General features: G+C 67.6%; 15 protein-coding genes. 10 read left to right on the top strand and 5 right to left on the bottom strand.

The annotated features are described in order from the left end of the window. The first annotated feature begins 24 nt into the window (after positions 1–24). Genes J0J01_RS25980 through J0J01_RS25935 form a run of 10 tightly spaced genes read left to right on the top strand, consistent with a single transcriptional unit; the run spans position 25 to position 10110 of the window. Positions 25–1272 (top strand): ABC transporter substrate-binding protein, encoded by a 1248-nt coding sequence (locus tag J0J01_RS25980; protein ID WP_296386060.1) that lies wholly within the window; start codon positions 25–27, stop codon positions 1270–1272. After that, entirely contained in the window at positions 1269–2153 is an 885-nt protein-coding gene (locus J0J01_RS25975; RefSeq protein ID WP_296386058.1) for a branched-chain amino acid ABC transporter permease, read from the top strand. The genes J0J01_RS25980 and J0J01_RS25975 overlap by 4 nt, the downstream gene beginning before the upstream one ends. Beyond that, positions 2150–3118, top strand: coding sequence for a branched-chain amino acid ABC transporter permease (locus J0J01_RS25970; RefSeq protein WP_296386057.1), 969 nt, complete (start codon positions 2150–2152; stop codon positions 3116–3118). Before J0J01_RS25975 ends, J0J01_RS25970 begins: the two co-directional genes overlap by 4 nt. Continuing rightward, entirely contained in the window at positions 3115–3846 is a 732-nt protein-coding gene (locus tag J0J01_RS25965) for an ABC transporter ATP-binding protein (protein ID WP_296386055.1), read from the top strand. The genes J0J01_RS25970 and J0J01_RS25965 overlap by 4 nt, the downstream gene beginning before the upstream one ends. Continuing rightward, positions 3843–4553 carry an ABC transporter ATP-binding protein gene (locus tag J0J01_RS25960; protein ID WP_296386053.1) on the top strand — a complete coding sequence of 237 codons (711 nt, stop codon included), beginning with the start codon at positions 3843–3845 and terminating at the stop codon, positions 4551–4553. Before J0J01_RS25965 ends, J0J01_RS25960 begins: the two co-directional genes overlap by 4 nt. Before the next feature lie 52 nt (positions 4554–4605). Next, complete coding sequence (locus J0J01_RS25955) at positions 4606–5691, top strand: transglutaminase-like domain-containing protein (RefSeq protein ID WP_296386052.1); 1086 nt, start codon at positions 4606–4608, stop codon at positions 5689–5691. Positions 5692–5715: 24 nt separating this feature from the next. Then, entirely contained in the window at positions 5716–7215 is a 1500-nt protein-coding gene (locus J0J01_RS25950) for an adenylate/guanylate cyclase domain-containing protein (RefSeq protein WP_296386050.1), read from the top strand. Further along, positions 7212–8747 (top strand): adenylate/guanylate cyclase domain-containing protein, encoded by a 1536-nt coding sequence (locus tag J0J01_RS25945; RefSeq protein ID WP_296386048.1) that lies wholly within the window; start codon positions 7212–7214, stop codon positions 8745–8747. Before J0J01_RS25950 ends, J0J01_RS25945 begins: the two co-directional genes overlap by 4 nt. Beyond that, a complete protein-coding gene (gene acdA / locus J0J01_RS25940) occupies positions 8744–9943 on the top strand; it encodes a 3-sulfinopropanoyl-CoA desulfinase (RefSeq protein WP_296386045.1) in 1200 nt (399 codons plus the stop codon). The genes J0J01_RS25945 and acdA overlap by 4 nt, the downstream gene beginning before the upstream one ends. Beyond that, entirely contained in the window at positions 9943–10110 is a 168-nt protein-coding gene (locus J0J01_RS25935) for a hypothetical protein (RefSeq protein WP_296386042.1), read from the top strand. Before acdA ends, J0J01_RS25935 begins: the two co-directional genes overlap by 1 nt. Before the next feature lie 25 nt (positions 10111–10135). On the opposite strand, the gene J0J01_RS25930 is transcribed toward J0J01_RS25935, so the two are convergent. From J0J01_RS25930 to J0J01_RS25910, 5 genes are all read right to left on the bottom strand, one after another. After that, positions 10136–10786, bottom strand: coding sequence for a hypothetical protein (locus J0J01_RS25930; protein ID WP_296386039.1), 651 nt, complete (start codon positions 10784–10786; stop codon positions 10136–10138). Between the two features lie 26 nt (positions 10787–10812). After that, positions 10813–11499, bottom strand: a complete 687-nt coding sequence (locus tag J0J01_RS25925) for an HAD family phosphatase (RefSeq protein WP_365738339.1) — start codon at positions 11497–11499, stop codon at positions 10813–10815. A 14-nt stretch (positions 11500–11513) separates the two neighbouring features. Then, a complete protein-coding gene (locus J0J01_RS25920) occupies positions 11514–12821 on the bottom strand; it encodes an MFS transporter (RefSeq protein WP_296386034.1) in 1308 nt (435 codons plus the stop codon). Between the two features lie 92 nt (positions 12822–12913). After that, the gene (locus J0J01_RS25915) at positions 12914–13306 is read right to left on the bottom strand and encodes an Rrf2 family transcriptional regulator (RefSeq protein ID WP_296386032.1); all 393 of its coding nucleotides are present in this window, start codon (positions 13304–13306) and stop codon (positions 12914–12916) included. A 24-nt stretch (positions 13307–13330) separates the two neighbouring features. Beyond that, the gene (locus J0J01_RS25910; RefSeq protein WP_296386030.1) at positions 13331–13750 is read right to left on the bottom strand and encodes a GNAT family N-acetyltransferase; all 420 of its coding nucleotides are present in this window, start codon (positions 13748–13750) and stop codon (positions 13331–13333) included. Positions 13751–13813 lie beyond the last annotated feature (63 nt).

Here is a 13813-nt window from a genome sequence, read left to right as displayed (position 1 = left end):
CCAGCAAATCAGGGAGGGCACCCCGTGACCAATAACCATCGTTTCACCCGCCGCGGCTTCGGCCGGGCCGCGGCCGGCGCGGCGCTGCTCGGCGCGCCGCTGCCGCTGCGTTTCGCCTCGGCGCAATCGGCGCCGGCCAACCTCAAGGTCGGCCTGATCCTGCCGATGTCCGGCGCGCAGGCGCTGATCGGCCAGATGTGCAAGCACGGCGCCGACATCGCCAACGACATCTTCGCCGACATCAAGGTGCCGGTGAAACTCGAGGTCCAGACCTACGACACCGAGACCAAGCCCGACGTCGCCCGCATCCAGGCCGAGAAGGCGGTCGAGGCCGGCTGCCACGTGCTGGTCGGCGCGTTCGATTCGGGCCAGACCATCGCGATCGCCCAGGTCGCCGAGCAGAAGGGCATCCCGCTGGTGGTCAACATCGCCGCCGCGCCGCCGATCACCGAGTCGGGCTACAAGTTCATCGTCCGCAACTTCCCGACGGCGCCGATGCTGCTCGGCAGCGCCTTCGACCTGCAGAAGCAGATCTTCGCGACCTCGGGCGTCACGCCGAAGACGGCGGTGCTGCTCAGCATCAACGACACCTTCGGCAGCGCCATGCTGAACGGCATCAAGGCGATGTTCCCCAAGGCCGGCATGCCTTATGAGATCGTCGACACCATTACTTACGACGCCGCCGCCAAGGACCTGTCGGTCGAGGTCGCCAAGGCCAAGGCCAGCAAGGCCGAGATGCTGATGCCGATCTGCCGCCTCAACGACGCCAAGCTGATCGTGCAGGAGATGGTGAAGCAGCGCTGGGAGCCGATGACCATCAATCCCGGCACGCCCGGCATGTACGAGCAGGACTTCATCAAGAGCATGAGCAAGTACAGCGAGTACACGCTGTCGATCCAGCCGTGGCTCAACCCCAAGTCGAACATGACCAAGGTGCTGGAGAAGCACCACAACGCCAGGTTCCCTGGCGCCCAGATCGACATCGACGCGGGCTTCACCTTCGAGGCGCTGCTGATCGCGGCCCAGGCCTGGCTCAAGGCGCAGTCGACCAAGCCCGACGCGCTGATGGACGCCCTGCGCAAGACCAGGATCGACGAGCACGTGATGGTCGGCGGCCCGATCGAGTTCGACGCCAAGGGCCAGAACGTCAACATCAAGGGCACGGCGCTGCAGAACCTCAAGCGCAAGCCCACCGTCGTGCTGCCCAAGGACGCCGCGGAAGCGCAGCTCACCTTCCCGCAGCCGGGCTGGAACGACAAGCGCCGGACTTGAGCCAGGACTTCCTTCTCTCGCTCGCCCAGGCGGTCAGCAAGGGCCTGCTGACCGGCATGGTCTACGGGCTGATGGCGCTCGGCCTGTCGGTGATCTTCGGCGTCATGCGCGTGGTCAACTTCGCGCATGGCGAGATGATGGTCGTCGGCATGTACCTGGCCTGGATGGCGTTCGACGCCCTACAGGTGCCGCCGACGCTCAGCCTGCCGTTGGTCGCCGTGCTGTTTTTCGTTATCGGCTACCTGCTGCAGCGGACCCTGATCCAGCCCTTCATCACCCGGCCCGAGCATCAGCAGTTCCTGTTGCTGCTGGCCGTCGGCACCCTGCTCGCCAATGCGTGCCTGGCGATCGCCGGTCCCGATTCGCGCACGATCATGCTCGATTCGCAGTTCGATTCCTACGAGCTCGGCCCGCTGGTGCTCGACGCCGTCCGCGTCCATGCCGCGGTGGTGGCGTTCGCCATCGCCGCCCTGCTTTGGCTGTTCTTCACCCGCACCCGCACCGGCAAGTCGATCCGCGCCGCTGCCGACAACCACATGGGCGCGCTGGTCGTCGGCCTCGACGTGCGCCGGCTCTATGCCATCACCTTCGGCGTCGGCGCGGCTTGCGTCGGTGCGGCGGGTGCGCTGATGATCACCATCATCCCGGTGACGCCGTTCCTGGCGAGCGAATACACCTTGCTCGCCTTCGTGATCGTCATCGTGGGCGGCCTCGGCAGCCTGAGCGGCGCGCTGCTGGGCGGCCTGCTGATCGGTGTCAGCGAGGCGGTCGCCGGCCTGCTGCTGCAGCCCTCGCTCAAGAGCATGTTCAGCTTCGGCCTGCTGATCGTCGTGCTGCTGCTGCGCCCGCAGGGCCTGCTCGGCCGCAAGGAAGCGCGATGAGCCGCATCACGCCTCGCGTCATGGGCGGCCTCGCGATCCTGCTGGCGCTGCTGCTGGTGGCGCCGGCGCTGCTCGGCGGCTACGGCCTGTCGGTGCTGATCCTGGTGCTCTACTTCGCCTATGTCGGCCAAGCCTGGAATATCATGATGGGCTTCGCGGGCCAGCTCTCGCTCGGCCACGCGCTCTATGCCGGGCTGGGCGGCTACATGGCGGCCGGCCTCTATTTCCACTACGGCATCGGCCCGTGGGCCGGGATGTTCGTCGGCGTGGCGGCGGCGGTCGCCGCGGCGGCGGTGGTCGGCTACCTCGGCTTCCGCTTCTCGCTGGCCGGCGTCTATTTTGCGCTGCTGACCATCGCCTTCGCCGAGTTCACGCGCATCGGTTTCGACAACTGGCCGTGGACCGGCGAATCGGGCGGCATGTTCCTGCGGGTCGAGCGCGGCGTCACCGACGTCGCCAACCTGCGCGGCGGGCCGGTGCTGTTCTACTACGTGATCCTGTTCCTCGCCGTCGCCGCCTTCGTGCTGTGCCGTCTGCTGCTGGAAAGCAGGCTCGGCCGCTACTGGCTCGCGATCCGCGAGGATGCCGAGGCCGCGCAGGCGGTCGGCGTGCCGGTGCTGAAATGCAAGATGCTGGCGGTCACCATCTCGGCCGCGCTGACCGCGCTGGCCGGCGTGTGGAACGCCTTCTACTACAACAACCTCTTCCCCGAGACGGCGTTCGCCATGGGCCGCTCGATCGAGATCACGCTGGCGCCGATCATCGGCGGGCTGGGCACGCTGTTCGGCCCGTTCGTCGGCGCCGTCGTGCTGACCGGGCTGGGCGAGATCTTCACCGCGGTCGGCGACAAGCTCGACATTCCCGGCATCAAGCAGGTCTTCTACGGCCTCGCCCTGCTGGTGATCGTGATGTACCGCCCCGCCGGCATCTGGCCGTGGCTGGCGGCAAGGCTCGGCATCAAATGACCGGCGCGCGGCTCGAACTCGCCGGCCTCAGCAAGGATTTCCGCGGCCTGCGTGCCGTGCACGATGTCGGCTTCACCGTGCCGGCGGGTGCGATCCATGCGCTGATCGGGCCCAACGGCGCGGGCAAGACCACGATCTTCAACATGATCGCCGGCGTGCACGTGCCGACCGCCGGCACCGTCAGCCTCGATGGCCGCAAGATCTCCGGCCTGCGTCCCGACAAGGTGTGCGACGCGGGCGTCGGCCGCACCTTCCAGATCGTGCGGCCGTTCAGGGGCCTGAGCGTGCTGGAGAACGTCACCATCGGCGCCTTGCACCGGCGGCCGCATCTGCCCGACGCACGCCATGCGGCCGAAGCCATCCTGCAGCGGCTCGGCCTTGCCGACCGCCGCCATCAGCCGGCCGAGAGCCTGACCTTGCCCGACCGCAAGCGGCTCGAGGTCGCGCGCGCGCTCGCCACCGAGCCCAAGCTCCTGCTGCTCGACGAGGTGATGGCCGGCCTCCGCCCGACCGAGGTCGACGTCATGGTGGCGTTCCTGCGCGAGCTCAACGCCCAGACCGGCCTCACCATCCTGCTGATCGAGCACGTCATGCGCGCCGTCATGGCGCTCGCCGCTCACGTCGTCGTGGTGAGTTACGGCGAGAAGATCGCTGAAGGGACGCCCGCCGAGATCACCCGCCATCAGGCCGTGCTCGACGTCTATCTCGGAGAGGAGGAGGTCGCGTGAGCCTGCTCCAGGTCTCCGAAATAGACCTTTATTACGGCGACGCCCAGGCGCTGTCGGGCGTCGGTCTGCACATCGATGCCCGCGAGATCGTCGCCATCGTCGGCGCCAACGGCGCGGGCAAGAGCTCGCTGATCCGGGCGATCCACGGGATCCATCGCACGGCGCGCGGACGGGTCGTGTTCGACAGCACCGACATCACCGGCTGGACCAGCCATCGGGTGTGCGAGATCGGCATCGGCCACGTCGCCGAGGGCCGCCAGGTTTTCCCCAACCTCACGGTGCTGGAGAACCTCGAGATGGGCGCGACGCCGCGTCATGCGCGGGCGCACGAGAAGCAAAGCCTCGAGCACGTCTACGGCCTGTTCCCGCGCCTGGCCGAGCGGCGCGGCCAGGCGGCCGGCACGCTCAGCGGCGGCGAGCAGCAGATGCTGGCGATCGGCCGCTGCCTGATGGGCCGGCCGCGGCTGGTCATGTTCGATGAGCCGTCGCTCGGCCTCGCCCCGGCGATCGTGCAGGAAATGTTCCGCATCGTGCGTCGGTTGAACGAGGACGGCCTCACCATCCTGCTGGTCGAGCAGAACGTGACAGCCTCGCTCAAGATCGCCCACCGCGCTTACGTGCTGGAGAACGGCCGCATCGAGCTCGAAGGCTCGGGCGAGGCGTTGCTCAGTAACGACCGTGTGCGCCAGGCCTATCTGGGCTTGTGACCCATGGTCCCGTTTGCCATGCTCGATGACGCCCTGATTCGGAGTGTTTGAGATGAATCGTCGTGATTTGCTCAAGGCCAGCGTGGCTGCGGGGGCCATCGGTGTGGCGCCCCGACTCGCGTCAGCCCAGGTGACGTTCGCGCCGACGCCCAAAGGCTGGCGCACCTTCGCGCTCACCACCAAGGTCGAGCCCAACTTCGCCACCAAGGCCTGGATTCCGCTGCCGACCCTCGCCGAGGCCGACTGGCAGCAGCCCGGCACGACCAACTGGACCGGCAACGCCAAGGAGGTAGAGCGCGTGCGCGATCCCAAGTACGGCGCCGAGATGCTGGTCGTCGAATGGGCCGCCGACCAGCAAACCCCGGTGCTCGAGGTCACGACCCTGGTCCGCGCCCAGAACCGCGCCGTGCAGCCCGGCCAGGCCTCGGTCGCGCCTCTGGGCGACTCCGAGCGGCAGCTGAACCTGTCGGCGACGGCGCTGCTGCCGGTCACCGGCCTGGTCAAGGAGACCGCCGACGGCATCGTCAAGGGCAAGACGACCGACATCGACAAGGCGCACGCGCTCTACGACTGGGTGGTCGAGAACACCTTCCGCAACGCCTCGACCAGGGGCTGCGGCGTCGGCGACGTGAGCTGGATGCTCAAGACCGGGAACCTCAACGGCAAGTGTGCGGACCTCAACGCGCTCTATGTCGCCATGGCGCGCTCGGTCGGCGTGCCGGCGCGCGACGTCTACGGCATCCGTGTGGTGCCGTCGGAGTTCGGCTTCAAGGCGCTGGGTGCGGGCAGCGCCAACGTCACCAAGGCGCAGCACTGCCGCGCCGAGGTCTGGCTCTCGGGCGCCGGCTGGACGCCGGTCGATCCGGCCGACGTGCGCAAGGTCGTGCTCGACGAGCCACCGACCAACCTCTCGATGGCCGACCTCAAGGTGGTGGCCGCGCGCAAGACGCTGTTCGGCGCCTGGGAAGGCAACTGGCTGGCCTTCAACACCGCACACGACGTGCAGTTGCCGGGCAGCAGCGAGCCGCCCCTGCCGTTCCTTATGTATCCGCAGGCGGCCGACAAGCAGGGCCTGATCGATTCGCTCGATCCGGACGCCTTCAAGTACACCATCACCGCCCGTGAAGTGACGGCGTAGGCGAAGCGCTTTATACCGGCCGTCATGACGGCCACGCCCGGAGCGGGACTCGACCGCGATTCCCGCACCATCATCCGGCAGTACTATCTCGCGATGTCGGTTCCGTTCGGCATCGACGTGTTCACCTCTGCCGTCTATGCCGCGATCAACGCCCATCCCCTGAGCCTGCTGGCGCTGTCGGGGTTCTCCACGGTGTTCCTGCTGGTCGGTGTCGGCACGGCGGCATCGCTCCTGATCCGACCGGTCGTTCGCTTCCTCGCGGGGCAAACGGAGTTTGCCGAGGTCGAGGGGAGCCTGACACGGCTGCCGCGCCGGTCGGCAACCGTGGTCGCCTGCCTGTATGGGCCGATGCTGGCGCTGCGCATGCTGGCGCCGCGCCTGGGCTACACCTTCGGCGCCACCATCGACAGTTCCGCCTGGATCGACACGATCTGCTCCCTCCTCGTCGTCACCAGCTTCAACTACGTGCTGACCTTCTTCGTGGTCAGCGCCTATCTCGACGGCCTGTGCGCCCATCTGTTCCGCGCCAGGGGCATCAACATCGGCGCCTTCCGCGGCGCCTTCCGCCGCAAGATCGGGCTCGCCCTGCTGTTCGTCTCCTTCGCCGCCATGACGCTGCTGGCCGGCGACATCGCGAGCTACGAGGGCGACCGGCTGGTGCGCGAGGCGACGGTCGACCTCACGGCGTCGATCGTCGGCGCGGCCACGATCTACTACTGGATCTCGCGCGCGCTGACCCTGCCGATCACGCGGCTCGACCACGGCATGCGGCGCGTCGCCGCGGGCGACCTCGAGATCCGCCTGCCGGTGACCTCGGACGACGAGGTCGGCCACGCGATCAGCGGCTTCAACCAGATGGTCGACGGCCTGGCAGAGCGCGAATACCTGCGCGACACCTTCGGCAAGTATGTCAGCGAGAGCGTGGCGGCGGCGATCCTCAACGACCAGCAGCGCGGCGGCCGGGTCGCCGATACGCTGGCCGAGGCGACCGTGATGTTCATCGACATCGAGGGCTTCACCACCCTGTCGGAGAGCCTGCAGCCGGCCGAGGTGGCCAGCATCCTCAACACCTACCTCGGCACCGTCGTGCCGGTGATCCAGCACAATGGCGGCGTCGTGAACAGCTTCATCGGCGACGGCCTGTTCGCCACGTTCAACCTGCCGCTGCCGCTGGAACATCATGCCGCCGCGGCGATCCGCGCGGCGCTCGAGATCCAGAAGCTGGTGCGCAGCACCCTCGTCGTCTCGGGCACGCCGGTCCGGGTGCGCATCGGCATCAATACCGGCCCGGTGATCGGCGTCACCATCGGCTCCGAGAACCGGCTGCACTACACCCTGCTGGGCGACGCGGTGAACGTCGCTTCGCGGGTCGAGCAGCTCAACAAGCAGTTCGGCTCCCAGATCCTCGCCACCGAGAGCACGGTGCGCGCCGCCGGCGACGGCTTTCCCTGCGAGCGGCTTGGCGAGACCGGGATGCGCGGCCATCGCGGCGACGTTGTCGTCTACAAGGTTGAGGCGCCATGACCGCGGCGCTCCCTCCCGAGACTTTGGGCGAGATCGCCGGCCTGCGCCGCCGCTATCTCTTGATGGCGGTGTCGATCTGCTTCTTCGACATCGTCATCTCGATGATCTTCCGCATCGTCAACGGCGGCTGGGAGACGCTGTGGATCTCGGCCGTGCCCGGCCTGGCGCTGCTGCTCGGCGCGAACTGGTGGCTGGCTCGCCGCCTGTTCGAGCCGATCGACCGGTTCCTGAGGGGCGAGATCGCCTTCGAGGCGATGGAGCGGCGCCTGACGCAGCTTCCCCTGCTCACGGCGCAATGGGTCGCGATCTTCGCCTTCGTGCTCTACGCCTGGCGCAATTCGCTGAGCTGGTGGATGCCGGGACCCGCCGCCGCGCTCGGGCTGCAGGGCCAGACCATCGCCGATTTCATCGCGGTCTGCCTGCTGCTGCCGGTCTACTACTTCACCTACACCTACTTCGTCATCAGCGACTATCTCGCCAACCTCTGCACCTTCATCTTCGAGCGCTACGGCCGCAACCTGACGCTCTATTTCGGCCGCTACGCCACCAAGCTGATCGTCGCCCTGCTCGTCGTCTCGATCGTGCCGCTGGCGGCGATCATCGTCGACCTGTTCTCCTATACCGGCGAGCGCCAGCAGGCGGAGATCCTGGTCGATGCCGCCTCGTCGGTGATCGGCCTGGCGATCTCGGCCTACTTCGTGAGCCGCTCCCTGCTCCGCCCGATCGGCGTGCTGTCGCGCGCCATGACGCGGGTCGCCGATGGCGATCTCGACGTGAAGGTGCCGGTCACCTCCAACGACGAGGTCGGCGAGCTGACTGCCCGCTTCAACGCCATGATCGAGGGCCTGCGCGAGCGCGAGCAGCTCCGCGAGACCTTCGGCCGCTACGTCGACGAGAGCGTCGCCGCCACCATCCTGCGCCGGCAAGCAAGCGGAGGGGGCCAGGGCGCGCGCTCGGGCGAGACCGGCGAGGCGACCATCCTGTTCAGCGACATCGCGGGCTTCACCACCATCGCCGAGTACCTGACGCCGGCCGAGCTGGTCGGCGCGCTCAACGACTATCTCGAGACCGTGCTGGCGCCGATCCGCGAGCATGGCGGCGTGGTCCACACCTTCATCGGCGACGGCCTGTTCGCCTCCTTCAACATGCCGCTCGCCTGCGAAGGCCATGCCGTGGCCGCGGTGCGCGCGGCGCTCGACATCCAGCGCGCGGTCGGCAACCGGACCTTCGGCGGCGAGGGCGTGGCGCTCGCCACCCGGATCGGCGTCAGCACCGGGCCGGTGATCGGCGGCGACATCGGCGCCGGCAAGCGCATGAACTTCACCCTGTTGGGCGATACCGTGAATCTCGCGGCGCGGCTGGAGGAGTTGAACAAGCAGTACGCCACGCGCATTCTGGTCTCGCAGAGCACACGCGACGCCTGCGGCGACAAGTTTCCCTTCAAATCGCTAGGCAGCGTCGCGGTGCGCGGCCGCAGCGAGCCCGTCGCGATCTTCAGCCTCGATCCCAACCTGCAGGAAACGTCTCGATGAACACCGGTCTCTCTCCCGAACAGCTGAAGCTGCAGGCGCGGGTGCGCGAGCTCGCCGCCGGACCGGTCGCCAGCCGCGCCGCCGAGGTCGACCGCACCGAGCAGTATCCCTGGGACAACGTCGAGCTGCTGAAGGACGCTCACCTGCTCGGCATGACGATCCCGACGCAGTATGGCGGCCAGGGCAAGAGCTGGCTCGACGCGGTGCTGACGATCGAGGCGCTGTCGGCGGCCTGCTCGGTCACCGGCCGCATCGCCGTCGAGACCAACATGGGCGCGATCAGCGCGGTCATGGCCTACGGCTCGGAAGAGCAGAAGAAGATGGCCGCCGACATGGTGCTGGCCGGCGACAAGCCCGCGATCTGCATCACCGAGCCCGAGGCCGGATCGGACGCCGGCGGCATGACCACGCGCGCCGACAAGAAGGGCAACCGCTACGTCATCAACGGCCGTAAGCACTGGATCACCGGCGGCGGCGTCTCGCGCCTGCACCTGATCTTCGCCAAGGTCTACGACGAGCAGGGCAACGAGGAAGGCATCGGCGGCTTCCTCGCCGTCCGCGACGAGACCAAGGGCCTCAAGATCGCCAAGCGCGAGCCGACCATGGGCCTGCGCGGCATCCCCGAGGCGGTGATCGACTTCGAGGACATGGACGTGCCGCCCTCGGCGCTGGTGATCCCGCCGCGCGGCCTGAAGAAGGGCTTTGCCGACCTGATGAACGCCTACAACAGCCAGCGCGTCGGCGCGGCCACGGTGGCGCTGGGCATCGCCGAGGGCGCCTACCAGCTTGCGCTCGACTGGTCGGAGGAGCGCCACCAGTTCGGCCGGCCGATCAACGAGTTCCAGGGCCTGCAATGGAAGCTCGCCGACATGTCGATCAAGCTCGCGGCGGCACGGGCCCTCGTCTACAACGCCGCACGCTCGGGCGAAGGCGGCTTCCCCGACATGCTGCTGGCCGCGCAGGCCAAGGTGTTCACGTCGGAGAGCGCCATCCAGGTGGTCAACGACGCGCTGCAGTTCTTCGGCGCCCGCGGCTATTCCCGCGAATTGCCGCTCGAGCGCATGGCGCGCGACGTCCGCATGTTCACGATCGGCGGCGGCACGGCGGAGGTCTTGCGCAACGTCGTCGCCGGTGCTCTCCTGCAAAAAAAGTTGCCGCAGACGCGGGATGGATGGTCGAAGGGAGGAGCTGGCTGATGCCGCGACGCACCAAACGACACGTCAAGAGCCACTCGAGCAACGGAAAGAAGCGGCCGCCGGCACCGAGCGGCGGCGGCCTGTGGCTGAACAAACCGGGAGCCGACCTGTCGCTGCTCCTGTCCAGAGTCCGGGCGGCGCAGGTGCGCCGGATGCACTTCCGGTAGCACGCGTTTCCGAATCGGAAACGCTTTAGCGGCCGAACGTCTTCCACGCGCCGTCCGCGCCCTTGAGGACGACGAACTCCGAGCCTTTGCGGCTCGAGCCGTCGGTGCGCACGCAGGTGACGGCAATCCAGGAGGGGGTGTCCCAGCGCGCCGAGCAGGTCTCCGTCTCGTCGAGGCAGGTGCGCAACGGGATCTCCGTCTCGGTCGCGAGGCCGCCGCTTGCCGGCGCGTGGATCGTGAGCGTGCCGCGCGGCGGCAGCCACGAGCAGGCGATCGTCACGAAGCGCGACTTGTCCGGCGACCAGATCGGCGTGCCGTAGACGGTGTACTGCCTGCCGTTCGCCCGCATCACCAGCGTGTAGGAGAAGTCGCGGAAGGCCGGCCGGCGCACGACATAGAAGCGGCCGGCCTCGTCGTAGTCCTCGTAGAGGAAGACGTGCGCCCCCTCGCCGCGCGGGCAATCGGACAGCTCTGCCGGATCGCCCTTCTCCAGTTTCAGCCGAAGGCGCTCGCCGTCGCGCGACACGTTCTGCCGGTTGCCCTTGGCGCGGTCGGCCTCCCGCGGCCACTGGTCCGCCGCGTAGTTCTCGAAGTCCGCGCTGGGCGGCCCGGCCTGCAAGTCGCAGGCATCACTCTGCGCGCAGGCGGTCCCGGCCAACGAACAGGCCACGGCCATCGTCGACAACAGGAGGTGGGTGCGCGTCACTTCGGTTTGAGCATGGTCCCCGGGTCGGCCTGCTGCAAGTCGTCGGCCGACGGGAGGAGCGGCTGCACATCGTGCAGGCTCCGCACGACCGAGCAGAGCGCCATGATCTCGTCCGTCGGCGCGACAAGATCCGGCACCATCACCGCCATCATGCCGGCCGCCGACGCCGAGCGAATGCCGTTGTGCGAATCCTCCAGCGCCAGGCAATGACGCGGCTCGACGGCCAGCCGCGCGGCAGCCTGGAGGAAGGGATCGGGTGCCGGCTTGCTGTTCGCGTAGTCACCGGCCGCGACAACGGCGTGGAAGCGCTCCGCGAGCCCGTGCTTGCCCAGGTGGCGCCGAACCGTATCGTGCGACGACGACGTCGCGATCGCGCGCGGCAGGCCGATTCGGTCGAGCAGTTCCAGCAATTCGATGACGCCGGCCTTCAGTTCCAATCCATCTTCGACCAGCACCCCGAAGTGTCGCATCCATGCCGTGCGCAGAGCATCGACCGGATACGACTCGCCGTAATGCTCGATCATCACGCGGCGATTGGTCTGCCAGGGCGTGCCGACAAAACGATGGAAGACCTCCACGCTCATGTCACAGCCGAGCTCCCGCGCGGCCCCGAGGATCGCCCGCTCATACAGGCTCTCGGTGTCGAACAGCAGGCCGTCCATGTCGAAGACGACCGCTTTCACGGGATAGGGCAGCATCACGTCGTGGCCGCAACGGTTCGCGGCTGATGACGGCCGATCACCAGCACACTGATCGTCCCCAAGGTCGCCACGACCGCGATCGGCATCAGCGCCAGCGGGAAGCTGTGGGTCTCCGCCTGGATGTAGCCGATCAGGTAGTTGAAGCCGAAGGCCGACAGGTTGCCGAGGGCATTGATCTGCGCCAGGCCGGCCGCCGCGGCGCCCGCGCCCAGCCATTCCGAGCACAGCGCCCAGAACGGTCCCTTGCTCGCGTAGGTGCCGGCGGCGATCAGGGTCAGCAGCGGGACCATGGCCCACAGGTTGTGAATGGCGAAGAACGTAGCGCACAGCGCCAGCACCATCCAGGCGAGCGGCAGCGCATTGTGCCAGACGCGCTCGCCGGTGCGGTCGGAATGGCGTCCCCACAGGATCATGATCACCGCGCTGATCCCGAACGGCACGGCGTTGACCAGGCCGGTCTCCCAATTGGTGAGCCCGAACGACTTCACCAGTTGCGGCATCCAGAGCGCGAGCGCGGTCGAGGCGCCGGAGGCACCGGCATAGACCAGCGCCATGATCAGCACGTACTTGTTGGTCATCACGCGCCACACCGATGCCGGCGCGACCCGCGGCGTGCGGCTCTTCTCGAGCTGCAGCTTGCCGGTGAGCCACTGCTGCTGCTCGGCCGTCAGCCAGGTCGCGCTCTCGGGACGGTCGGTCAGCCAGATGTAGGCGGCGAGGCCCAGCAGCACCGCCGGCAGGGCTTCGAGGATGAAGATCCACTGCCAGCCCCCCAGCCCGAGGATGCCGTCCATGTACAGGATCGCGCCCGAGATCGGCGAACCGATCAGGCCGGCCACCGGGATGGCCACCATGAAGATGCCGACGATGATCGCGCGATAGTGCGCCGGGTACCAATAGGTGATGTAGAGAATCACGCCCGGGAAGAAGCCCGCCTCGGCAGCGCCCAGCAGGAAGCGCAGCACGAGGAACGAGATCGGGCCGCCGATCAGCGCGAAGGCCATCGAGACGATGCCCCACGAGATCATGATGCGCGCGATCCAGACCCGCGCGCCGAAGCGTTGCAGCGCGAGGTTGCTCGGCACCTCGAGGATGAAGTAGCCGACGAAGAAGATGCCGGCGCCGAGGCCGTAGATTTTGGGATCGAGGCCGACCGCCTTGTTCATCTGCAGGGCGGCGAAGCCCACGTTCACGCGGTCGATGTAACAGATCAGATAGGCCAGGAGCAGGAAGGGCATGAGCCGCCACGACACGCGGCGGATCGTGGCGGCTTCGAGCACGCGGTCGGACACAGACGCTTGCATGGTACGCTTCCTCCAATGGCTTGCTTATTGGGGAAAACGGTAGCGGCGCCGGTGACCGCGAACCATCGGGCTATCCGCTGGCTCCTATGCGTTTACAGGTGAGCCAGCAACGTCTCGAGGCTGATCGATCGCAAGGTCGCCTCGGCGATCTCGTCGATCTCCAGCAGCACGCGCTGCAGCGCCGAACCGATGTCGGTGTCCTCGCCCGGCTCCTTCGCGCGCTGACCGGGCGCCGGCTCGAACAGCGCGACGATATCCATCAGCGTCGTGCGCTTGCGATTGCCGATGAATCGATAGCCACCGCTCGCCCCTCGCCCGCCACGCACGAAGCCGGCGGTCGACAACGTCCCCAAAACTTTCGCGAGGTGATGGTTGGAGACGCCGAAGCGTTCGGCGAGATCGGCCGCAGAGAGTGTGCGATCGGGATCGCGCGCCAGCTCGAGCACGGCATAGAGGCCGAGCCGCGTCGCGGTCTGCAGCTTCACGACAAATCCCTCACGAGAGATCCCTCATGAGAGATCCTTGTCGAGCTGCAGCGACGGACCCGCCACCATGCCCTGCGCGCGGAAGAAGGACAGGATGAGATGATCCTTGCGATCGACCAGCGTGCGCACGCGCGTCACGCCCTCGGCCTTGAAGCGCGCGACCAGCGCCTCGAACAATTCCGTGCCGACGCCCCTCAGACGCAGCTTCGGATCGATCTGGATGGCGAACACCCAGCCGGCCGGCGGCTGGCCGAACTCCCAGGCGCGAATCTCGCCGGCGATGAAGCCGGCCAGGCCCTTGTCGGTCTCGGCCAGCAGGAAGTGCCGGCCCGGGGCCTCCAGCATTTCCCGCCAGTAATCGGGCTTCTCCGACCCGGTCAGGCGCGCATCCAGGGCGGAAATCGCCGGTAAATCAGAGGCTTGTACGGGACGGATGGCGGCCATAGGTCTGCGCAGAGAATGCGCTTGCAGCGGCGAAAGTAAATAGGTATTTCAGTACCGAATTAC

Origin of the sequence: Reyranella sp. (genome assembly GCF_017305915.1) — a bacterium.
Classification (GTDB): Bacteria; Pseudomonadota; Alphaproteobacteria; order Reyranellales; family Reyranellaceae; genus Reyranella.
This window is presented reverse-complemented; position numbering and strand designations above follow the sequence as displayed.